Annotated in this window: 16 protein-coding genes; 8 read left to right on the top strand and 8 right to left on the bottom strand. The window is 65.9% G+C overall.

Annotated features, from left to right (window positions below; translation table 11 throughout):
- Positions 1-5: 5 nt before the first annotated feature.
- Entirely contained in the window at positions 6-1223 is a 1218-nt protein-coding gene (locus tag U1769_RS18215) for a TCR/Tet family MFS transporter (RefSeq protein ID WP_332718888.1), read from the bottom strand.
- A gap of 254 nt (positions 1224-1477) precedes the next feature.
- On the opposite strand from U1769_RS18215, the gene U1769_RS18210 reads away from it, so the two are divergent.
- The 6 genes from U1769_RS18210 to U1769_RS18185 all read left to right on the top strand — a co-directional run bounded on the left by U1769_RS18210 (position 1478) and on the right by U1769_RS18185 (position 10744).
- Complete coding sequence (locus tag U1769_RS18210) at positions 1478-2695, top strand: acyl-CoA dehydrogenase family protein (RefSeq protein WP_332718886.1); 1218 nt, start codon at positions 1478-1480, stop codon at positions 2693-2695.
- A 97-nt stretch (positions 2696-2792) separates the two neighbouring features.
- Positions 2793-3860, top strand: coding sequence for an acyl-CoA dehydrogenase family protein (locus U1769_RS18205; protein ID WP_332718883.1), 1068 nt, complete (start codon positions 2793-2795; stop codon positions 3858-3860).
- Positions 3861-4074: 214 nt separating this feature from the next.
- A complete protein-coding gene (locus U1769_RS18200; RefSeq protein ID WP_332718881.1) occupies positions 4075-6777 on the top strand; it encodes a TonB-dependent receptor in 2703 nt (900 codons plus the stop codon).
- 76 nt (positions 6778-6853) lie between these two features.
- Complete coding sequence (locus tag U1769_RS18195; protein WP_332718878.1) at positions 6854-8164, top strand: spinster family MFS transporter; 1311 nt, start codon at positions 6854-6856, stop codon at positions 8162-8164.
- A 31-nt stretch (positions 8165-8195) separates the two neighbouring features.
- Positions 8196-10445 carry a ribonuclease R gene (gene rnr / locus U1769_RS18190; RefSeq protein ID WP_332718875.1) on the top strand — a complete coding sequence of 750 codons (2250 nt, stop codon included), beginning with the start codon at positions 8196-8198 and terminating at the stop codon, positions 10443-10445.
- Positions 10442-10744, top strand: coding sequence for a hypothetical protein (locus U1769_RS18185; protein ID WP_332718873.1), 303 nt, complete (start codon positions 10442-10444; stop codon positions 10742-10744). The genes rnr and U1769_RS18185 overlap by 4 nt, the downstream gene beginning before the upstream one ends.
- Before the next feature lie 13 nt (positions 10745-10757).
- On the opposite strand, the gene U1769_RS18180 is transcribed toward U1769_RS18185, so the two are convergent.
- The 3 genes from U1769_RS18180 to U1769_RS18170 form a co-directional block, all read right to left on the bottom strand.
- Positions 10758-11087 (bottom strand): DMT family transporter, encoded by a 330-nt coding sequence (locus U1769_RS18180; RefSeq protein WP_332718871.1) that lies wholly within the window; start codon positions 11085-11087, stop codon positions 10758-10760.
- A gap of 58 nt (positions 11088-11145) precedes the next feature.
- Positions 11146-12318: a saccharopine dehydrogenase family protein gene (locus tag U1769_RS18175; protein WP_332718868.1), complete on the bottom strand. Its 1173-nt coding sequence runs from the start codon at positions 12316-12318 to the stop codon at positions 11146-11148.
- A 721-nt stretch (positions 12319-13039) separates the two neighbouring features.
- Positions 13040-13711, bottom strand: a complete 672-nt coding sequence (locus tag U1769_RS18170; protein ID WP_332718866.1) for a glutathione S-transferase family protein — start codon at positions 13709-13711, stop codon at positions 13040-13042.
- Between the two features lie 99 nt (positions 13712-13810).
- On the opposite strand from U1769_RS18170, the gene U1769_RS18165 reads away from it, so the two are divergent.
- Positions 13811-14221 carry a MarR family winged helix-turn-helix transcriptional regulator gene (locus tag U1769_RS18165; RefSeq protein ID WP_332718864.1) on the top strand — a complete coding sequence of 137 codons (411 nt, stop codon included), beginning with the start codon at positions 13811-13813 and terminating at the stop codon, positions 14219-14221.
- Between the two features lie 48 nt (positions 14222-14269).
- Here the strand turns inward: U1769_RS18165 and U1769_RS18160 are convergent, their stop codons facing one another.
- Together U1769_RS18160 and U1769_RS18155 are read right to left on the bottom strand one after the other, a co-directional pair.
- Positions 14270-15712, bottom strand: a complete 1443-nt coding sequence (locus tag U1769_RS18160) for an FAD/NAD(P)-binding protein (protein ID WP_332718862.1) — start codon at positions 15710-15712, stop codon at positions 14270-14272.
- Between the two features lies 1 nt (position 15713).
- Positions 15714-17516, bottom strand: a complete 1803-nt coding sequence (locus U1769_RS18155; RefSeq protein ID WP_332718860.1) for an ABC transporter transmembrane domain-containing protein — start codon at positions 17514-17516, stop codon at positions 15714-15716.
- Positions 17517-17720: 204 nt separating this feature from the next.
- On the opposite strand from U1769_RS18155, the gene U1769_RS18150 reads away from it, so the two are divergent.
- Entirely contained in the window at positions 17721-18935 is a 1215-nt protein-coding gene (locus tag U1769_RS18150; RefSeq protein ID WP_332718858.1) for a polyhydroxyalkanoate depolymerase, read from the top strand.
- An 84-nt stretch (positions 18936-19019) separates the two neighbouring features.
- On the opposite strand, the gene U1769_RS18145 is transcribed toward U1769_RS18150, so the two are convergent.
- Both U1769_RS18145 and U1769_RS18140 read right to left on the bottom strand, forming a co-directional pair.
- Positions 19020-20198, bottom strand: a complete 1179-nt coding sequence (locus U1769_RS18145) for an acetyl-CoA C-acyltransferase (protein WP_332718856.1) — start codon at positions 20196-20198, stop codon at positions 19020-19022.
- Positions 20199-20346: 148 nt separating this feature from the next.
- The gene (locus U1769_RS18140; protein WP_332718853.1) at positions 20347-20805 is read right to left on the bottom strand and encodes a MaoC family dehydratase; all 459 of its coding nucleotides are present in this window, start codon (positions 20803-20805) and stop codon (positions 20347-20349) included.
- Between the last annotated feature and the right edge of the window lie 271 nt (positions 20806-21076).

Below are 21076 nucleotides of genomic sequence, written 5' to 3'. Positions count from 1 at the left end.
CTCCATCAGGCAGGCGAAACCGCGCGGGGCACGCGATCCAGCACCTTCCACAGGATGATGCCGAGTGACATCAGCGCGAGGAGGCTGGCGAGGAGGAATGCGGCGCCGGGGAATCCGTGATCCACACCGGTCGCCAGCGCCTGAGTCAGCAGCAGCGGCCCAAGGATCGACGAGACGCTGCCCATGCTGCCGATGCCGCCCTGCAATGCGCCCTGGTGCGACGCATCGACCAGCCGCGAGAGCAGCCCGTTCATCGCCGGGAAGATCAGCCCCGACAGCGCGCTGACGAAGAGGAGCGCATAGGCCTGCCAGCTCTGCGTGACGAAGGCGAAAGCGAGGAAGGACAGGGCAGCGCATGCAAGGCCGATGACGAGTGCGCGCTGCTCGCCGACGCGCGCGATGATCCGGCCCGTCAGGCCGCCCTGCACCAACGCCATCACCAGCCCGACAAAGGCGAGCGACCAGCCGATCGCCCGGGCATCCCAATCGAAGCGGATCGTCGCCCAGAAGGCCCAGGTCGCCGGATAGACCATATGGGCCAGCTGCCACACGAACCAGGCAGCGAGCAGCGGCGCGGCATTGCCGGCGTGGAACAGCGGCCGGAACGCGCCGACGACATGCGCGTCGCGCAGCCGGAACGGGCGGCGATGCTCCGGCGCCAGCGTCTCGGGCATTGCGAAGATCATGACAGCCGCGTTGCCCAGCGCCAGGATCGCCGCAGCGATGAAGGGCGCGCGCGGCCCCAGATCGGCGAGCAGGCCACCGATCGCCGGGCCGATGACGAAGCCGATGCCGAATGCCGCCCCGATCAGCCCGAACACGCCGCTGCGCTTCTCGGGCGGGGTGACGTCGGCCAGCACGGAGCTGGCCGGCCCATAGACGGCGCCCGCAATCCCCGCGACCGCCCGGCCGAGGAACAGCCAGGCAAGCGTCGGCGCCCAGGCCATCAGTGCGTAATCCATGCCGAACGCCAGCATCGAGGCGATCAGAACGGGGCGGCGGCCGAACCGATCGCTGAGGTTGCCCAGCACTGGCCCCGCGAAGAACTGGGTCAGCGCGAACACGACCAGCATGTAACCGCCGATCCGCGTCGCCTGTTCGAGATCGACATGCCCGATCGTGGTGATCAGCGCGGGGAACACCGGCAGGACGATGCCGAAGCCGATCGTGTCGATCAGTACGGCGGCAAGGACGATCGGCACGGCGCGATGTTCGAAACGCATGATCGTCCCCCATTGTCAGATGCAAAGCCTGTTTGCGGAACAGGCGGAACATTCGCCGAACATGGCACAGCCCCGGCCGCCAGGACAAGATGGCGGCGGCGCGCAGTTGTCCCCAAAGCGGCAGTTTTTCTGGGTGCGCTGGAGATTGCGCGCGGGCGCTGTAGCGACGGTTTGCCGCCTTTGCTTGGCGCCCGATCTGTGCCACATGCCTGAGCATACCCGACATTCAGATTCGGGCGTTCCAGGAGAGTATCATGGCAAGTGCCGCCGAAGTCGACGCCAGCGTCAATCCCCTCGACGCCTTCCGCAAGGACGTGCGGGCGTGGCTCGAGGCGCATTTCCCGCCATCGCTGAAGGGCAAGGAAAACCCGATGGCGACGATCGAGGGGCCTACTGCCCAGTCGGACGACGAAGCGGCCTGGAAAAGGGTGTTCGGCGAGAAGGGTTGGGGTGTGCCGACCTGGCCGGCGGCTTATGGCGGCGGCGGGCTCGACCGCGCCGAAACGCGCGTGCTCAGCGAGGAAATGGCGCGGATCGGCGCCTGGAACCCGATCGGCGGCATGGGCGTGATGATGTTCGGGCCGACCCTGCTCGAATACGGCAATGAAGCGCAGAAGCACGAGCATATTCCCGCGATCGCCCGGGGCGAGGTGCGGTGGTGCCAGGGCTATTCGGAGCCCGGCGCCGGATCGGATCTCGCGAGCCTGCAGATGTTCGCCGAAGATCGGGGCGATCATTATCTGGTCAACGGCCAGAAGACCTGGACCTCGGGCGGGCAATGGGCCGACAAATGCTTTGCTCTGGTGCGGACCGACAAATCGAAAAAGCATGAAGGGATCAGCTTCCTGCTGATCGACATGACCTCGCCGGGGGTCGAGGTGAAGCCGATCCGGATGATCTCCGGCCAGTCGCCCTTCTGCGAGACCTTCTTCACGGACGTGAAGGTGCCCAAGGAGAATCTGGTCGGCCGCGAGGGCGAAGGCTGGACGATCGGCAAGAGGCTGCTCCAGCACGAGCGGCAGAATCTCTCGGGCGGCGGATCGCTGAGCCGGCTGTTCGGCGGTACCTCGATGGGCGCGCTCGCCAAGCAATATCGCGGTGCCGACGAGCAGGGGCGGGTCGGCGACAGCGACCTGCGGATGCGGATCGTGCGCCACGAGATGGACAGCCGGGCCTTTGCGCTGACGTTGCGCCGCGCGGCGCTCGAGGCCAAATCGAACCAGGGGCCGTCGGCGGCCACATCGATCATGAAGAATGTCGGCGCGCGCATCACGCAGGATCGCGCCGAGCTGTCGATCGAGATCATGGGAATGAACGGGCTTGGCTGGGAGGGTGAGGGCTTCACCGAGGCCGAACTGACCCAGACGCGCACCTGGCTCTGGGGCAAGGCGGTGTCGATCTATGGCGGATCGACCGAGATCCAGAACAATGTGATCGCCAAGCGCATCCTTGGGATGCTGGATCACCAATAGCTGCCGCCATCCCGAGTGATCGGGGGCAATCGTGCGGTGAGCGATGCGCTGGAGGTCCGGCGGCATCCTGAAAAGAAGAGATTCAAGGGGCAGGAACATGGCCGTACTCAACGACGAACAGACGATGCTGCGCGACATGGCGCGCGAGTGGGCTGACAATGAATCGCCGGTCGGCGCCTTTCGCCGGATGCGCGATGCGGCGCCGGCGGCGGGCTATGATGCCGCTGCCTGGGCCGAGATCGGACAGATGGGCTGGGCCGGGATCGTCGTGCCGGAGGCCTATGGCGGTTCCGAGTTCGGCTATCTGTCGCTCGGCCTCGTGCTGGAACAGCTTGGGCGCAACCTGGCCGCCTCGCCTTTGGCCGCGACCGCCGCGGCGGCGAGCGCGATCGTGCTGGGTGGATCGGAGGCGGCAAAGGCCGCATGGCTGCCGCGGATCGCCGCAGGCGAACTGGTGGCGACCCTGGCGATCGATGAAGGGCCGCATCATGACCCGGTCCGGATCGCGACCAAAGTGACGGACGGCCTGCTTAGCGGCACCAAGGAGTTCGTCGCGGAGGGCGACAGCGCCGGCCTGTTCGTCGTGGCGGCGGCCGATGGGTTGTACCTCGTCGCAGGCGACGGGGGCGTCACGCGGGCGGTCCGGCACATGACGGATTCGCGCAGCCATGCCGAGGTTACTTTCGAGCGTGCGCCGGCGGAAAGGCTGGGGGGAGCCGACCTGACGTCTCGGGTGATCGACCGCGCCACCGCAGCTTCGTGCGCCGAGATGCTCGGCATGGCCGAGCAGGCCTTTGCGACGACCAACGACTATCTGAAGACGCGGGTGCAGTTCGGGCAGCAACTGTCGACCTTCCAGGCGCTGCAGCACCGCATGGCGAAGCTGTTCACTGAGCTTGAGCTGATGCGCTCGGCGGTGGAGGGCGCGCTCGAGGCGATCGACGCGAACCGGTCGGATGTCGATCAGGCAGTGAGCCTGGCTAAGGCCATCGCCGGCGACACGTTGCACCTGGTCAGCCGGGAGATGATCCAGCTGCACGGCGGGATCGGCATGACCGACGAGCATGACGCCGGCTTCTACATCAAGCGGGCGCGGGTGCTCGAGACGATGTGGGGCAATGCGGCTTATCACCGCGAGCGCTTCGCGCGGCTCAACGGCTATTGATGAGCGCCTGCTGACCGATCCGGACCGCGAAATATCACCATTTCGAATATAGGTTCTGGCCGGATCGGGTTCTTCGAAGCGGTGCAAATCGGCAACACAGCGCGATACGTACCGTTTCGAAACGCGTGTTTCGCTTGACGTAAGGTCAATCTCCCTATCAATTCGAGGATACGGTACGGGATTCGACAAGGATCTCGACCTATGGGAGAGAGATATGCTGAGGAAGCAGTATTTGTGCGCGTGCGCCTTTTCGGCGCTCGCGCTGGGACTGGCCGTACCGGCGTCAGCCCAGGTCGCCGACAGCGGCGATCTCGTCGAAGACATCATCGTCACCGCGCAGGGACGCGCGCAGGTGCTGGCCGATGTGCCGCTCGCGATCTCGGCGGTGACAGCCGATACCCTGCAGAATTCCGGCGCCAACGACATCCGCCAGCTCAACCAGGTCGCGCCCTCGCTGCTGGTCTCCTCGACCGGCAATGAAGCGAACGGATCGGCGCGGCTGCGCGGCATCGGCACGGTCGGCGACAATCCCGGCCTGGAGAGTTCGGTCGCGGTGTTCATCGACGGGGTCTATCGCTCGCGGTCTGGCGTCGGCCTCAACGAGCTCGGCGATATCGACCGGGTGGAGGTACTGCGTGGCCCGCAGGGCACGTTGTTCGGTCGTAACGCTTCGGCCGGCCTGATCAGCATCTACAGCAAGCAGCCGGAATTCCGCTTCAGCGGCGGCGCCGAGCTGACTTATGGCAATTATGATTACTGGCGCGGCTCGGCCAATATCAACGTGCCGCTGGGTGAAACGGTCGCGGCCCGGGTCGACGGCGTCTATGTCTCGCGCAACGGCTTCTACAAGGACGTGACGAACGGCGGACGGATCAACGACCGCAACCGCTATTTCCTGCGCGGCCAGCTGATGTTCCAGCCGAGCAGCGACCTCTCGGTCCGGCTGATCGCCGATTACACCAAGCGCGACGAAGCATGCTGCGCGGCCGCCTATATCGACCAGACCGTCGCCCCGGCCAATGCGGGCCTGCTGACCAGCGCGAACCCGATCATCGGCGTGCTGACCAAGCTGGGCCAACCGGTCGCCGCGTTCAGCAACCCCTATTCGCGCGACCTCAACATCACGCCCGGCCGGACTTATGGCGGCAAGACCCAGGATTGGGGCGGATCGGCCCAGGTCGATTATGATTTCGGCGGCGCGAAGCTCACCTCGATCACCGCCTATCGCGACTATTACAACTATCAGGCGTCCGACACCGACTACAGCTTCGTCGATATCCTCTACCGCGCGCCGAGCCGCGACGCGGGCCGTCGCGGCTTCAAGACCTTCTCGCAGGAACTGCGCCTGCAGGGCGAAGCGTTCGACGGGCGATTCGACTGGCTGATCGGCGGCTATTTCGCGAACGAGGATCTCGCAGTGCGCGACAATCTGAAGTTCGGATCGCAATATGGTCGCTTCGCTGCCTGCCGCATCCTCGCCAGCGGCGCGCTCGCGGCCTTTTACGACGTGAACCAGACCGGCTGCCTCAGCGCGGTGGGCCGTGCGGTCGTGCTGCCCGGCGCGTTCGGCGCCGCCGCGCCGGCGATCATCGCCGGGTTCGACCGGCTCGATTCAGTCCGCAACGTCGGCGACACGGTGTCGCGCTACGACCAGAACAGCAAGAACTTCGCGTTCTTCACGCACAATATCTTCGAGGTGACCGACGGGCTGAAGATCACCGTCGGACTGCGTTATACCCATGAGACGAAGAAGCTCGATGCGACCTTCGGCAACAACAACACGGCCTGCCCGGCGCAGCAGGCAGCGCTGTCGCCGTTCCTGGCAAACGCCGGCCTGGCCGCGGTGGCGGGCGGCCTGATCAACCTGACCTGCCAGGGCAATTCGACATCAGAGCTGAACGGCGTGTCGATCAACGACAAGCGCAGCGAGAGCCAGCTGACCGGCACCGGGATCATCTCCTACAAGGTCACGCCGGACCTGCTGGTCTATGGCAGCTATTCGCGTGGCTATAAGGCGGGCGGCTTCAATCTCGATCGCTCCGCGCTCAAGGGGCCGGTCCCCAGCTTCGCCTCGGTCGGCGGCGCGCAGGCGCTGGTCAGTGCGCTCGAATTCGATCCCGAGATCAACAATGCCTTCGAGATCGGCGCGAAATTCTCCACGCGCGGATTCAACCTGAACATTGCGGCGTTCCACCAGGCGTTCAAGAACTTCCAGCTGAACACTTTCAACGGCAGCGTCTTCCTGGTCCAGAACGTCAACAGCTGCAAAGCCGGCCTGGCCGGGGCCGATCGCGATCTCAGCGCGACCACCGGGACCTGCTCCCCGGACGATGTGAAGGCGGGCGTGATCTCGCAGGGCATCGAGCTCGAGGCGTCGATGTCGCCAATCCGCGATTTCCGCGTCAGCGCCGGCCTGACCTATGCCGACACCAAATATCGTAACGATCTGATCGGCAACGAGCGCGGCGCGGCGCTCGATCCGGCGCTGCGGCTGCTGCCCGGCGATCATCTGTCCAATGCGCCGCAAATCACCGCGACTTCCTCCGTCGCGTGGACGCCGAAGCTTGGCGGCAGCGGCCTTTCCGGGCTGTTCTATGTCGATGGCCGCCTGACCGACGATTATAATTCGGGATCGGACCTGTTCCCGCAAAAGGAACAGGACGGCTATTTCGTGATGAACGCGCGCATCGGGGTGCGCGGTGCCGACGAACGCTGGGCGATCGAGCTCTGGGCGCAGAACCTGACCAACAGCCAATATACCCAGGTCGCGTTCAGCTCGCCCTTCCAGGCGGCCTCCACGACACCGGGCGCCACCGCCGGTTTCCCGGCCGCCAGCTATCCCGGCGGCACGCAGATCTTTTCGGCGTTCCTGGCGGAGCCACGGACTTACGGCGTGACGTTGCGCGGCAAGTTCTGACGGCCCTACCAGCCCCCGGCCCGCCGCCCCCCTCCCAGGCGGCGGGCCCTTTTTTGCGTAGCTCGGGTATTTTTCCATGATCGCTGCCGCATCGACCTCTTCCGAAACGGCCGATGCGCTGGCGATCCGGCGGCGGCGCCTGACCCTGGGGCTGCTGACCTTCGTCTATTTCTTCAGCTATATGGACCGCCAGATCCTTGCGATCCTGCTCGAGCTGATCCGCAAGGACCTGCTGCTCACCGACACCCAGCTCGGCGTGCTTTCGGGCTTCGCCTTTGCGGTCTTCTATGCCGGGCTCGGCATTCCGGTCGCGCGGCTGGCGGACAGGACCAGCCGCAAGAAGATCATCGTGCTGTCGCTGGCGCTGTGGAGCGCGATGACGGCCTGTTGCGGGCTCGCCACCAATTTCCTTACGCTGCTGCTCGCGCGCATCGGTGTCGGCGTGGGTGAAGCGGGATCGAGCCCGCCCAGTCATGCGATGATCGCCGATCTCTATGCGCCGCACGAGCGCGCGAGCGCGATGGCGATCTATGCGCTGGGCGTCGTGCTCGGCGCTGCGTTCGGCACAATCATTGGCGGGACGATCGGCCATTTCCATGGCTGGCGTATGGCGATGTTCGTGGTCGGGCTGCCCGGTCTGCTGCTGGCGGTAATCGTGTGGTTCCTGGTGATCGAGCCGCGCCGCGGCCTCTCCGACGGGCGCAGCGTGGCCGAGCAGGAGCATGCGGCGATGCCGAGCCTCGGTGCCGGCTTCAGTTCGATCTGGCAAGACCGGGCGGCGCGCCATCTCGTCATCGCCGTCACGCTGACCTCGCTGATCGGTTACGGCCATGCGCAATGGGGTCCGAGCTTCATCCAGCGATCGCTGGGCGTTCCGTTGCTGACCATTTCCTGGGTGATCGCTCCGATCGGCGCTGTGTTCGCGACCGTTTCGGGCGTGGCCGGGGGGATGCTGGCCGATCGGCTGGCGCGACGACGTGGGCTGCACTGGCAGAGCTGGATGGTCGGACTGCTCAAGACGATCGCGCTGCCGTTCAGCCTGGTCTTCTATTTCCTCGACGATCCGGAGATCGCGGTCGCCGCCTATTTCCTCTCGCTGCTGTTCGCGTCGAGCTATCTCGGGCCGACCTTTGCGCTGCTGCAGGGCCTGGCGCCGATGCGGCTGCGCGCATTGTGGGCGGCGATCACTCTGCTGGTGATCAACCTGATCGGGCTGGGGCTCGGGCCGACCCTGGTCGGCCGGATCAGCGATCTGCTGCGGCCGGCTTACGGCGAGGATTCGCTGCGCTGGGCGATGCTGGTGTTCGCGGTCGCGACGCCCTGGGCGATCTTCCATTACTGGCGCGCGGGCGTGATCCTGAAGCGGCGGGCGGAAGCCGGCAGGTGACGGCGGCAGCGTAAACCCCTATCTCCCGTCGATGCCCAAGCCAAAGCGAACGCCCGGCCTTCCCACCCGCGAGCAGATCCTCGATTTCATCGTCACGTCGGAAACGCCCGCCGGCAAGCGCGAGATCGCCCGCGCTTTCGGCCTGACCGCGCAGGACAAGATCGCGCTCAAGGCGTTGCTGAAGGACATGGCAGACGAGGGGCTGATCGACAGCGCGCCGGGCCGCGCCTTCCACAAGCTGGGCGGCCTGCCAAAGGTGACGGTGCTGCGCATCGTCGATGTCGATGACAGCGGCACGATCTGGGCCGTGCCGGAGCGCTGGGAAGCCGACACGCCCGCGCCGCGCCTCAGGGTGCGCGAGCGCAAGCGCGGCGCGCTGGGGGTAGGCGACCGGGTGCTGGCGCGGACCGAGGAGGCCGGCAACGGCTGGATCGCGCACCCGATGAAGCAGCTGGCGCGCGGCGAGGAACTGATCCTGGGCGTGCTGCACGACGAGGGCGGCAAGCTGTGGCTGCAGGGCGTGGAGAAGAAGGAGCGGCGCGAATTCCAGGTCTCCGATGCCGGGGACGCCAAGCCGGGCGATCTCGTGCTGGCGGAGAAGGCCGGGCGCCCGCCGCGCATCACCGCGCGCGTCACGCAGATCCTGGGCGATCCGTTCGCGCCGCGCAGCTTCTCGCTGATCGCGATCCACAAGCTGGGCATTCCCGACGTGTTTTCGCCGGAGACGCTCGAGGAAGCGAAGCGCGTCGCCACCGTGCCGCTGGGCGACGATCGCGAGGACTTGCGCCATTTGCCGATCGTGGCGATCGATCCGGCCGATGCGCGCGACCATGACGATGCGGTATGGGCGGCGCCCGACGATGATCCGGCAAACGAGGGCGGGTGGCAGGCGATCGTCGCGATCGCGGACGTCAGTTTCTATGTCCGGCCGGGGTCGGAGCTCGATCGGGAGGCGCGGCGGCGAGGCAACAGCGTCTATTTCCCCGATCGCGTGGTGCCGATGCTGCCCGAGGAATTGTCGGCGGACATGTGCTCGCTGAAGCAGGATGTGGATCGCGCGGCGCTGGCCTGCCATTTGCGGATCACGAAATCCGGCGAGTTGAAGAGCTGGCGCTTCACGCGCGCGGTGGTGCGTATCGCGGCCAACATCGCCTATGAAGATGCGCAGGCGGCGATCGATGCGCATTTCGCCTCCCCTCCCGCAAGCGGGAAGGAAAGAGCAGGTGGTGGAGATATTCTGGCGGCGCTCCTGCCGCTCTGGGCGTGCTGGAAGGCGCTCTACAAAGCCCGGCAGAAGCGCGACCCGCTCGATCTCGACCTGCCCGAGCGGCGGGTGGTGCTCGACGAGAAGGGGCGCATCCTCTCGGTCGCGCCGCGTGAGCGGCTCGATGCGCACAAGCTGATCGAGGATTACATGATCGCCGCCAACGTCGCGGCCGCCAAGGCGCTGGAGGCGAAACGCGCGCCGGTGATGTACCGGGTGCACGAGCCGCCGAGCCGCGAGAAGCTGGTCGCGCTGAAGGATTATCTCAAGACCTTCGGCGTCGAGTTCGCGCTGGGCCAGGTCGTGCGGCCGGGCACCTTCAACCATATCCTGGCGAAGATCGGCGAAGCGGATTTCCGCCAGCAGATCATGGAGCAAGTGCTGCGCACCCAGACCCAGGCCTATTACGCGCCCGAAAATCACGGGCATTTCGGACTGGCGCTGGGCAGTTACGGCCATTTCACCTCGCCGATCCGGCGCTATGCCGATCTGATCGTCCATCGTTCGCTGGTCAGCGCCTATCATCTCGGCCCGGGCGGGCTGACCGACGGCGAAGCGGCGACGATGGAGAAGATCGGCGAAAGCATCTCGATGCTCGAACGCCGCGCGATGGAGGCCGAGCGCGACACCATCGACCGCTATGTCGCTGCCTTTTTGTCGGAGCGGGTCGGACAGGTGATCGATGCGCGGATCACGGGCGTGACCAATTTCGGCTTCTTCGCGACTGTCGAGGGGATCGGCGGCGACGGGCTGATGCCGGTGCGCGACATCGGCGGCGAATATTTCCGCTTCGATGAGGCAGGGCGCCGGCTGGTCGGCGACGAGACGGGCACTGAATATGCCAGCGGCCAGCGGCTGCAGCTGCGGCTGGCCGAGGCAAACCCGGTCTCCGGCGCATTGCGCTTCGAGATGGTCGACGGGAAGGGGCACCGGGCCGAACGTGACAGCAAGCCGGCACGCGTGATCAAGCGGCGCGGGCGGCCGGCCAATATTCGGCACCAGGGACGCAAGAGGTGAGCGAGCTGCCCGCGGCCGCCCGGCGCGTGCGCGGGCCGGTGGCGGCGCATTTCCTCGCGCTGCATGCGCTGGCGCCCGAGGATGCGATCGATTTCGTGCCCAAGGATGGCGTCGAGCGCTGGTGGTTCGATCGCTTTTGCCGGCGCGGCGTGCTGCGCGCGGTTTCGCCGGGGCGCTACTGGTTCGATCTCCTCGCCTATCACCGCGACGCTGAAGCCTTCAGCAAGCGCTGGGTGCCGATCGCGATCAGCGTGTCGCTGGCGATCGTAGCGGTGGCGATGTTGTTCTATCGCGGATGACGCCTTGGCGCGGTCAGTGCGCGGTCGCGGTCGAGAAGGCGTTCATGATGACCACGCCGACCAGGATGAAGCCCATGCCGATCAGCGCCGCGGCATCGAGCTTCTGGCCCTGGAAGATCCACGCGATACTGGTGATCAGCACGATCCCCGCGCCGGACCATATGGCATAGGCGACGCCCGTCGGCACGGTGCGCAGCGTCAGCGCGAGGAAATAGAAGGCGATGCCATAGCCGATCACGGTGACGAGCGACGGCACCGGCCTGGTGAAGCCGTCGGACAGCTTCATGAAAGAGGTCGCCACCACTTCCGAGGCAATGGCGATGGCGAGAAATAGATAGGGCATTCCTCCTGGATAGCGTGACGCGGTGCCGTGTCACGGCAGTTTCTGCATCCGCTACCTCTCAGCCTGCCCGGAACGTCAGGCCCGCTTTTTCCTGAAGCCGCTTGACCAGCGCTTCGCCGAGCAGCGCGCCCGGAGTCCAGATGCCGCCTTTATCTTTGGCGCCGGCCACGTCCTCGACCAGGCAAAGCGCGGTCTCCGTGATCATCTTGCTGGTCGAGCCATAGCCGGGATCGCGATCCCCGGTGACGACCGAGTCGACTCGGGTGCCGTCCGCCATCTCGCCGATGAACCGGATGTCGTAATAGCCGTTCTCGCGCTCCTCCCTGGAGGGGCCTTCGCCGGGCTTCGGGCCCTTTTCGCTCGCGAGCGGGTTGATTTTGGCGATCGCCTCGGCCGCGGCCTTGCCGATATCACCGAGCCCGGCGACCAGCATCTCGTCATAGACGAAATCCGCCCCATAGGCCTCGCCGAGCAGGAAATTGGTGCGGTGGACGTTCTTCGTGTTGATCGGCGCCATGATGAACGGGGCGACCCACGCCTCGATAGTTTTGTCATATTCGGGAAGCAGGCCGCGGGGCTGGCTCGGGCCGGTGAAACCAGGGGTCAGCGCGAAGGGATTGACCAGCAGGCCGAGAATCGAGGGATCGCGCGCCGCCGCGGCGAGCGTCGCCTTGAGGCTGGCCGCGGTGCCGCCGGAGAAACCGCCCTGCATCTTCCGCACACGGCATTTCACGCGCGGCGCCGGCTTGCCGAACTTCGCCTTTGCGGCATCCTGCAGGGTGAGCACGCCGAGATCGAACGGGATCGAATCGAAGCCGCAGGAAAAGACGATGCGCGCGCCGGTGCGCTTCGCGGTTTCGTGATGCGCGTCGATCATGTGGCGCATCCAGGCGGGCTCGCCGCACAGATCGACATAGGCGGTGCCGGTCTCGGCGCAGGCGGCGACGAGATCGCTGCCGTAGAGCTGATAGGGGCCCACAGTGCTGAGCATCACGGTCGTGCGCGCGCACAGCGCCTTGAGCGAGGCGGGATCGTCCGAATTGGCGGTGAGCAGCGGGATCTCGGCGGGCGCGCCGATCTCGTCGCGCACTTCCTGCAGCTTGGTGAGCGACCGTCCCGCCATCGCCCAGCGCGGGGCGTCCTGGCCGAGATAGGCAGTAAGCAGATATTCCGCGACCAGGCGCCCGGTAAAGCCGGTCGCGCCGTACACGATGATGTCGAAGTCGCGCATGTCATTCCCCTCGTTCCGGAATGGTCCGGGCGCCGCCTCTCAGCGGGCGATGACGGAGTGTGCGGCACGGCGAGGAGCGGAACAAGCCCGCCATGACGCTGTCAATCGCCACAGCCAATCAATCGAGGCCGTAAGGGATGCAACGCAGCGTTGGTAGCGGTGTTTTGCAGGAACATCGGATCGCCGGGGTCGCCGAAGCAATGTTGCAGGACAGAGATGGTCCGCCGGCGCCGTTTGTGTGGAGATAGCACCGGTGCTATTATCGATAGGTGGGGCCCATGATGTTGGGAGGTATGCGATGCTTCGTTCGATCTTATTCGTAACGGCCTCAGCGGCCGTGGCGTCTTTGCCGATGCCCGCATCGGCCAGGGAAAGTGCTCTTACGACTGCTGAACAGGATCGTGTTGTCTGTGTTCCGTTGCGCGACAAGGCCGGTGCGCAAGCAGACGGTCAGATGTGTAAAACCGGGCGGCAATGGGAAGTCGCCCTGACGAGGGCAAGACTTAAGCGCGAGCGGAGTCTCGCGGGACGGGAAAATGTCTATCGGACGAATCCAGGGGTTTTTCAGACAGGGCCAAGCATATTGGCGAGTATCAGCCAGAAATAGCTGGGCGGTGTATCTGGCCGCCATGGCATCGGCTTCATCTGCTGCCTTGGCACCCTTTCGAGCTAACGCGCGAAATTCTGGAATTCGACCGGTACGGCGGAGCCGCCTGGCGGTTCACGCGACTATTGGATCGGGCGCGAAGGATGCCAGCTGTGCGTTCAGCGCGCGCTCAAAGGCGGGGCGTGCCAGGCAACGATCGCGATAGGCTATCAGGTTGGGGAATTCGCTCAGCAAGGCCTCGTCCGAGATCTCGCGCAGCACCGTCGCCATGATGATGTCGGCGGCGCTGAAATCGCCCTCCAGATATTCTCTTTCGCCCAGCCAGCCCGACAATCCCGCCAGCCGGCCGCGCAACGTTTCTATCACCTGCGGTCGGCGCAGCGGGGCCCATTCGGCATCCTTGTTGAACGTGTCGATATCGACCAGATCGAACACGAAAGGTTCGACGCTGTTGAGTGCGGCGGTTACCCAGGTGAGCACGCGCGACCGGCCTGCCGCGCCGTCGGGCATCAGCTTTTCGGAACGCTCGGCGATGCGCAGAACCATCGCGCCGCTTTCGAACATCTGTACTTCGTCGTCGCGATAGGCCGGCACCTGACCGAAGGGCTGCTCGCGGCGGTAATCCGCGCCCTTGGCCGTCTCGAAGCCGATCAGCCGCTCCGAATAGGTGAGGCCAGCCTCTTCACACGCCCAACGCGGCCGCAGGTCGCGGACGAAGCCGCGCGCGAAGTCCGGCACCCAGGCAAAACTGGTGATCTCGATATCGGCGTTGGGATCGATTGGCATGGCCACATCCTTCATCAATCGCTTGACATTATAAGTTGATATCAACATAAATGTCCGGTGTCAAAACACGATCTCGTACCTCGCGATCAGACGCTTTTCGTGCGCGATCATTGCCTGTGTCTTGCCGCCCAGCGGGCGGCGCGGGCCCTGTCGCGACGCTTCGACGACGTCTTTCGCGCTTTCGGCATAACCAGTGGCCAGTTCTCGCTGCTGAATGCGCTCAACCGGCCTGAGCCGCCATCGCTCGGCTCGGTCGCCGAGTTGCTGGCGATGGACCGCACCAGCCTCACCGCCAATCTCAAGCCGTTGCAGCGCGATGGCCTGGTGGCCGTGGAAGCGGACTCGTCGGACCGGCGTATCAAGCGGCTGGCGCTCACAGGGGCCGGGCAGCGGGTGTTGGCGGAGGCGATGCCGATATGGACCAAGGTGCACGGTGAGATTGATCGGAGCATTGCGTCCCACGCAGCGAACGGTGCAACGCTGAGAACTGGCCTGGCCGCGCTTCTTTGAATTAGCGCGCAGTCCATGATCGGGAGATTTCAGTGGCTGTACAGACCGCTAGATGCCAGCCCCGAGGTCGAGGAAGTCGCCCGCGCTGAGATGCGCTGCCGCCGGATTGGCAAGTTGCCCGACCAGCCGGTCGACCTGCACCGCGATCTCCGGAACCGCTGTGATCTCCCACCATTGCGGGCACGTGAGCGCACCAAGGGCGAACAGCCAGGTCGATTCGCGGCGGTCTATGTCGAGCAGCGCGCAATTCTCGGTTTCGAGACCGAGGCCAAGTGCATCCGGCAGAGCGAGGCCCTGATCGCGCAGGTCCGCGAGCAACGGAATGGCGATCGCCCCCGCGTCTCGCCGCGGGCCGGTGCAGTTGACGACGCGGGCGGCCGTGAAACGGCGCTCGTCGCCGGTGCGGGTGGCGAGGATGGCCTCGACTTTGTCTTCCGCCGGGCGGTAGGCGCGCAGACGTGCCGGCAGGATCTCCAGCCGGCCGCGCGCCGTCTCGGCGTGGAGCGCATCGTGGATGCGCCGTGCCATGCGGTGGCGGTGGACGTCCCAGCGCGTGCGCAGGTGGCGGAGGAACTGGCGCTTCTCGCGGGTCGACCAGCTGCTCCAGACCGCCGGGACCGCAGGGCGGGCGGCATCGAAGACTCGCTGCCACGGGATGCCCTGCGCGGTTGCGGCCGCGACCTGTTCGCGGATCAGGCGCATGAGCCGTCGCGGCGAAGCGGGCGTTGCCGCTTCGAGGAAGGCGGGCCAGGCGCCGCCGGCCGCATGCACCTGCGGCAACAGGCCCCGGCGCGACGTGGCGAGGATCGCGCCGCGATGGCCGGCGGCCGTGAGCTTCAGGACGATATCGACCGTGGTCAGGCCGGTGCCGAGCAGGAGCAGCGGATCGTCCTGGCCGAGCCCCTCGAACGCGTCCGGCGCCCAGGGGTCGGGCACGAAGCCTGGCGTGTCGTAGAACCATTGGTCGGGCCCGCCAGGTGCGCGCGGGGCGAGGTTTCCGGTGGCGAGCACTACCGTATCCGCCCGGATTTCGCGCCCGTCGCTCAGCCGTACCGCGCGATCGGGACGGGCGAGCACGCGCACCGCTTCGCCGCGCACCAGCGTCAGACCAGGGCCGTCACCCGTGACCAGCGCCGCTTCGAGTCGCTCTTCAAGGTAGGCCCCGAACAGCGCGCGCGGCACGAATATGCCGGGCAAGTCGCCGCCGCTTTCCGCCAAGCCTGTGGAGAGGGCATCGCGTGCGTCGGGGTTCGCCTGCAGCCAGTCAGCGAAGCCGGGCGTCAGGCCGACTTCCATCCGGCTGATCGGCACGTTGAGCAGATGCTGCGGCGTGCAGGCGCCATAGGCCAGGCCGCGGCCGATGCGGCGCGTCGCTTCGATCACGATCACCCGGAAATCGGGCCGGGCGGCTGCGAGCTTCAGGCCGAACAGCGCGCCGCTGAGGCCGCCGCCGATCACCGCGACGCTGTACACTGACGGCCGAGCGGTCAAATCACGCTGCCTCGTTGAACTGGAGGCTGGCGAGCCGGGCGTATAGGCCGCTCTCGCCGATCAGCGAACCATGGGTGCCGCTTTCGACGATGCGGCCGTCGCTCATCACGATGATCCTCGCGGCGGCACGCACGGTGGCGAGGCGGTGAGCGATCACGAGGGTCGTGCGTTCCTGCATCAGCCGTTCGAGCGCTTCCTGCACCAGCCGTTCGCTCTCCGCATCGAGCGCACTGGTCGCTTCGTCGAGCAGCAGGATCGGAGCGTCGCGCAGCAGCGCGCGGGCAATCGCCACGCGCTGGCGCTGGCCGCCCGACAGGCGGGCGCCGCCTTCGCCCATGAAGGTGTCGAGGCCCTGGGGCAGCTTGTGCAGGAATTCTGCGGCATTGGCGGTCTCGGCCGCCGCCCACAGCGCATCGTCGCTTGCCGCCCAATTGCCGTAGCGCAGATTGTCGCGCGCCGAGGCGCCGAAGATCACGGTTTCCTGCGGCACCATGGCGATGCGCCTGCGGATCTCGGCCGGGTCGGCCTGGGGCAGCGGCACGCCATCGAGCAGCACGCGGCCGGCATCGGGATCGTAGAAACGCTGGATCAGCTGGAACAGGGTGGATTTGCCGGCGCCCGACGGGCCGACCACGGCAACCGTGTCACCCGGCGCGATGGCAAGCGAGAAATCCTCCAGCGCCGCGATTTCGGGTCGGGTCGGGTAGCGGAAGGTGACGTGCTCGAACTCGATCGCGCCGCGTGCCGGAACCGGCAGGGCAATGGGGCTTGCGGGCGCGCGAATCTCGGGCACTTCGTCGAGCAACTCGGCGAGGCGGCCGGCGGCGCCGGCGCCGCGCAGCAGATCGCCATAGACTTCGGTCAGCGCGCCGAACGCGCCGGCGACAAGGCCACCGGTCAGCACGAAAGCAGCGATCGATCCGCCGCTGATCCGGCCGGCGGCGACGTCGACCGCGCCTTCCCACATCACCATGGTGATCGAACCGAAGATCAGCGCGATGACGATCGCGGTCATCACCGCGCGCAGGCGGATGCGGCGCTTGGCGGCGGCGAAGGTCGCGTCGACCGCGCCGGCGAAGCGGGCGGCCTCGCGCTCTTCCTGGCCGAACGCCTGGACGATCTTCATCGCGCCGAGCGTCTCGGACGCGATCGAGCCGACATCGGCGACCCGGTCCTGCGAGGTGCGCGAGAAATTGCGCACGCGCCGGCCGAGCAGCATGATCGGCAGGATGATGACGGGAATGCCCAGCATCAGCATGCCCGCGAGCTTGGGCGAGAGCGCGAAGAGATAGATCATCCCGCCGACACCGGTGAAGCTGTTGCGCAGGGCGACGGAGACGGTCGTGCCGACGACCTGCTCGATCAGCGTGGTATCCGAGGTGAGGCGCGAGGAGATTTCCGACGGGCGGTTCTCCTCGAAAAAGCGCGGCGCGAGGGTCAGCAGATGGCGCTGCACGGCCGCGCGGATATCGGCGACGACCCGCTCGCCCAGCCAGGAGACGTAATAGAAGCGCACCGCGGTCGCGAGCGCGAGCACGACCACGATCATCAGCAGATAGTGGAAGGAATTGGTCACCGACCCGTCGGCGCCGGGGCCGAAGCCACGGTCGATCACTTTCTTGAAGCCGTACGGGATGGCGATCGTCGCTGCGGATGTGACCACCAGAGCACCGAGCGCGATGGCGATCTGGCGCGGATAGCGGGACGCATGCTGCCACACCATCTTCAGATTGCCGAGTTGGCGGCGCGAGTCGGCGGGTTTCGGTGCTGACGGCGCGGGTGAAGCTAAGGTGGGCTCGGCCATGCGCGCGGACCTAGGACTTGTCCCGGCTTCCCGCAATGGCCGAGACGCCAGATAGAGCCATGGTTCGTGACGTTCTTCGCGGCCGGCCGCGGCATCGTCTGATGGCCGAAGGGGACGGAACCGGACGTCGGTATCCATTGCTTATGCTGCAATGCACACCTATGCCATAGGGTGCGATCCATATTTTCCGATTTTGGGTATCCTATGCTCTACAACGCTTACGAACTGCAGAAATCGATGCTCGCCGGAGCCAGCGCAATGGCCAATTTCGGCGCCGGGATGCTCCAGAATCCGAACAATCCCTTCGCCTATTTCGGTGGCGGCGCGATCCTCAGCTCAGCGCTCGACGTGTTCGCCCATGCGGCCGCGCCGCGCGGCAAGCCCGATTTCGGGCTCGATCATACGATCATCGACGGCAAGCCGGTCGCCGTCGCTGAGGAGATCGTGCTGCGAAAGCCGTTCGGCCAGCTCAAGCATTTCGTGCGCGAAGGTGTCTCGACGGGCCCTAAGCTGCTGATCGTCGCGCCGATGTCTGGCCATTACGCCACGCTGTTGCGCGGCACGGTCGAGCGGATGCTGCCGGCGGCCGACGTCTACATCACGGACTGGCGCGATGCGAAGCTCGTGCCGCTGAGCGACGGCAGCTTCGATCTGGACGATTATATCGATTATCTGATCGAGTTCATGGAACTGATCGGGCCGGGTGGGCACATGCTCGCGGTCTGCCAGCCCTCAGTGCCCTGTTATGCGATGGCGTGCCTGATGAGCGCGGACAAGCATCCGTGCCGGCCTAAGACGCTGACCATGATGGGCGGCCCGATCGATACGCGCGAAGCGCCGACCGCAGTCAACACGCTGGCGACCGAGCGGCCGCACAGCTGGTTCGAAAACAACGTCATCGCGACGATCCCGGCGACCTATCCAGGCGCCGGGCGGCGGGTCTATCCCGGCTTCCTGCAGCTCAGCGGCTTCATGACGATGAACCTCGGCAACCACATGATGTCGCATTACGAGATGTTCAAACATCTGGTGCAGGGCGATGACGACAGCGCCAATCAGACCAAGGATTTCTACGACGAATATCGCTCGGTCTGCGACATGACCGCTGAATTTTATCTCCAGACGATCGACGTGGTGTTCCAGGATCATTCCCTGCCCAAGGGCACGATGACGCATCGCGGCCGCCCGGTCGATCCGGCGGCGATCACCGACATCGCGATCCTGGCGATCGAGGGGAAGCGCGACGATATCTCGGGTTTGGGCCAGACCAAGGCGGCGCTGAAGCTCGCGACGAAGCTACCAGCGGCGAAGAAGAAATATCTGGTGGCCGATGCCGGCCATTATGGCATCTTCAACGGCAGCAAATGGCGCAACCAGATCGCGCCGGTGCTGGAAGAGTGGATGGCGACGAACGCCTGAAGCCGGAGAGGGCGACCGGACGCCCCGCTGACGACCTATCCAAAAGGCGAGGGGAGGGGATGGTGACATCCCCTCCCGCTCACGTCACAGGACCTCGAACAGGCCGGCTGCGCCCTGGCCGCCGCCGATGCACATCGTGACGACGACATATTTCGCACCGCGGCGTTTGCCCTCGATCAGTGCGTGGCCGGTCGCGCGGGCGCCGGTCATGCCATAGGGATGGCCGATCGAGATCGCGCCGCCCGAGACGTTGAGCAGCTCGTCGGGAATGCCGAGCTTGTCGCGGCAATAGAGCACCTGCACGGCGAACGCCTCGTTCAGCTCCCACAGGCCGATATCGTCCATCTTCAGGTTATAGCGCTGGAGCAGTTTGGGGATCGCAACGACGGGGCCGATGCCCATCTCGTCCGGCTCGGTGCCGCCCACCGCCATGCCGATATAGCGGCCCAGCGGCTGGAGGCCGCGCTTCTCGGCGACCTTCTCTTCCATCAGCACCGAGGAGGATGAGCCGTCGGAAAGCTGGCTGGCATTGCCGGCCGTGATCGTCATGCCCGGCCCCATCACCGGCTGGAGCGCGCGCAGGCCTTCGATCGTGGTGTCGGCGCGATTGCCCTCGTCCTTCGCCAGCGTCACCTCCTTGTAGGTGACTTCCTTGGTCTCCTTGTTGACCACCGCCATCGTAGCGGTGACCGGGATGATCTCGGCGTCGAAATAGCCGGCGGCCTGCGCCGCTGCGGTGCGCTGCTGCGAGCGAAGCGCATATTCGTCCATTTCTTCGCGGCTGATATTGTAGCGCTTTGCGACAACCTCGGCCGTGCCGAGCATCGGCATGTAGATGTCCTTGTGCATCGCGACGAGCTCGGGGTCGGGCGCGATGTTCATCTTCGGGGTCTGCACCAGGCTGATGCTCTCGACGCCGCCGCCGACGGTGATGTCCATATTGTCGGTGATGATCTGCTTCGCGGCGATCGAGATCGCCATCAGGCCCGACGAGCATTGCCGATCGACCGACATGCCGGCGACGCTGACCGGCAGGCCGGCGCGGAGCAGCGCGGTGCGGGCGATGTTGCCGGCCTGGTGCCCCTGCTGCAGCGCGCAGCCGAACACGACATCGTCGACTTCGGCCGGATCGATCCCGGCGCGCTCGACGGCGGCCCTGATCGAATGGCTCCCAAGCGTCGGGGCGGGGGTGTTGTTGAACGCGCCGCGATAGGCGCGGCCGATCGGGGTGCGGGCGGTCGAGACGATGACGGCGGAACGCATTTTGGCTGTCCTTCTTTCTTAGCCCCTCGCCTTCAGGGGAGGGGGCGGGTGGGAAGTCGGGTGGGGGCAGCCGTTGCGTCAATTTCGCAGGTCAGGCCCCACCCCGCCCCCCTCCCGCAAGCGGGAAGGGGAGTTCCAGGGGAGAAAATTACACGAAAATCTGGGCGATCCATTCGGCGATCATCGCGGGCTTGTTCTCGCCCTCGATCTCGACCGTGAATTCGTTGGTCTGCTGCCACTGGCCAGGACGCTTCTCGACGAACTCGATCAGCTTGAAGCGGCCGCGCACGCGCTTGCCGGAGCGGACCGGCTTGATGAAGCGGACTTTGTTGCCGCCGTAATTGACCCCCATCTTCACGCCCTCGATCTGCGGCGCATCGGGCACCTTCGAGGCGAGCAGCGGCATCAGCGACAAGGTTAGGAAGCCGTGCGCGATGGTGCCCCCGAACGGTGTCATCGCCGCCATTTGCGGGTTCACATGGATGAACTGGTGATCACCGGTCGCATCGGCGAACTTGTCGATCATTTCCTGGCTCACCTCGACCCAGTCGGAGACGGTTTCCGTACCGATGCGCTGCGCCATTTCCTGAACGGTGATCGTCGCCATGATGTCCTCGAATTCAGTTGGGCGCCGGGGCGCATGCGTCCTCTAGGCGCGGCGGCCCGATCCACGCAAGCCTCGCCCGACCGGAAACAGGAAGAACCCCGCGGACGTAGCGTCCATTGCCCGTAAAGCGAGCGCTCGCTTCCCATCCTTGCCGAACCGATGCTTCTAAAAGAGCCGGGTCACGTCCGTCCGCGACTCGGATTCACCTCTGCCGGGTTGGTCGGGCCCGCATGTCTGTCTGTCCAGATGCGACGAACGGGCGCTTGACGGT

This window comes from Parasphingomonas zepuensis, from assembly GCF_036663735.1.
In the GTDB taxonomy this organism is placed as follows: Bacteria; Pseudomonadota; Alphaproteobacteria; order Sphingomonadales; family Sphingomonadaceae; genus Sphingomonas.
This window is presented reverse-complemented; position numbering and strand designations above follow the sequence as displayed.

Coding starts and splice junctions, on each gene's coding strand:
- U1769_RS18215 (WP_332718888.1), bottom strand. CDS start 1,223: ATGCGTTTCGAACATCGCGCCGTGCCGATCGTCCTTGCCGCCGTACTG.
- U1769_RS18210 (WP_332718886.1), top strand. CDS start 1,478: ATGGCAAGTGCCGCCGAAGTCGACGCCAGCGTCAATCCCCTCGACGCC.
- U1769_RS18205 (WP_332718883.1), top strand. CDS start 2,793: ATGGCCGTACTCAACGACGAACAGACGATGCTGCGCGACATGGCGCGC.
- U1769_RS18200 (WP_332718881.1), top strand. CDS start 4,075: ATGCTGAGGAAGCAGTATTTGTGCGCGTGCGCCTTTTCGGCGCTCGCG.
- U1769_RS18195 (WP_332718878.1), top strand. CDS start 6,854: ATGATCGCTGCCGCATCGACCTCTTCCGAAACGGCCGATGCGCTGGCG.
- rnr (WP_332718875.1), top strand. CDS start 8,196: ATGCCCAAGCCAAAGCGAACGCCCGGCCTTCCCACCCGCGAGCAGATC.
- U1769_RS18180 (WP_332718871.1), bottom strand. CDS start 11,087: ATGCCCTATCTATTTCTCGCCATCGCCATTGCCTCGGAAGTGGTGGCG.
- U1769_RS18175 (WP_332718868.1), bottom strand. CDS start 12,318: ATGCGCGACTTCGACATCATCGTGTACGGCGCGACCGGCTTTACCGGG.
- U1769_RS18170 (WP_332718866.1), bottom strand. CDS start 13,711: ATGCCAATCGATCCCAACGCCGATATCGAGATCACCAGTTTTGCCTGG.
- U1769_RS18155 (WP_332718860.1), bottom strand. CDS start 17,516: ATGGCCGAGCCCACCTTAGCTTCACCCGCGCCGTCAGCACCGAAACCC.
- U1769_RS18150 (WP_332718858.1), top strand. CDS start 17,721: ATGCTCTACAACGCTTACGAACTGCAGAAATCGATGCTCGCCGGAGCC.
- U1769_RS18145 (WP_332718856.1), bottom strand. CDS start 20,198: ATGCGTTCCGCCGTCATCGTCTCGACCGCCCGCACCCCGATCGGCCGC.
- U1769_RS18140 (WP_332718853.1), bottom strand. CDS start 20,805: ATGGCGACGATCACCGTTCAGGAAATGGCGCAGCGCATCGGTACGGAA.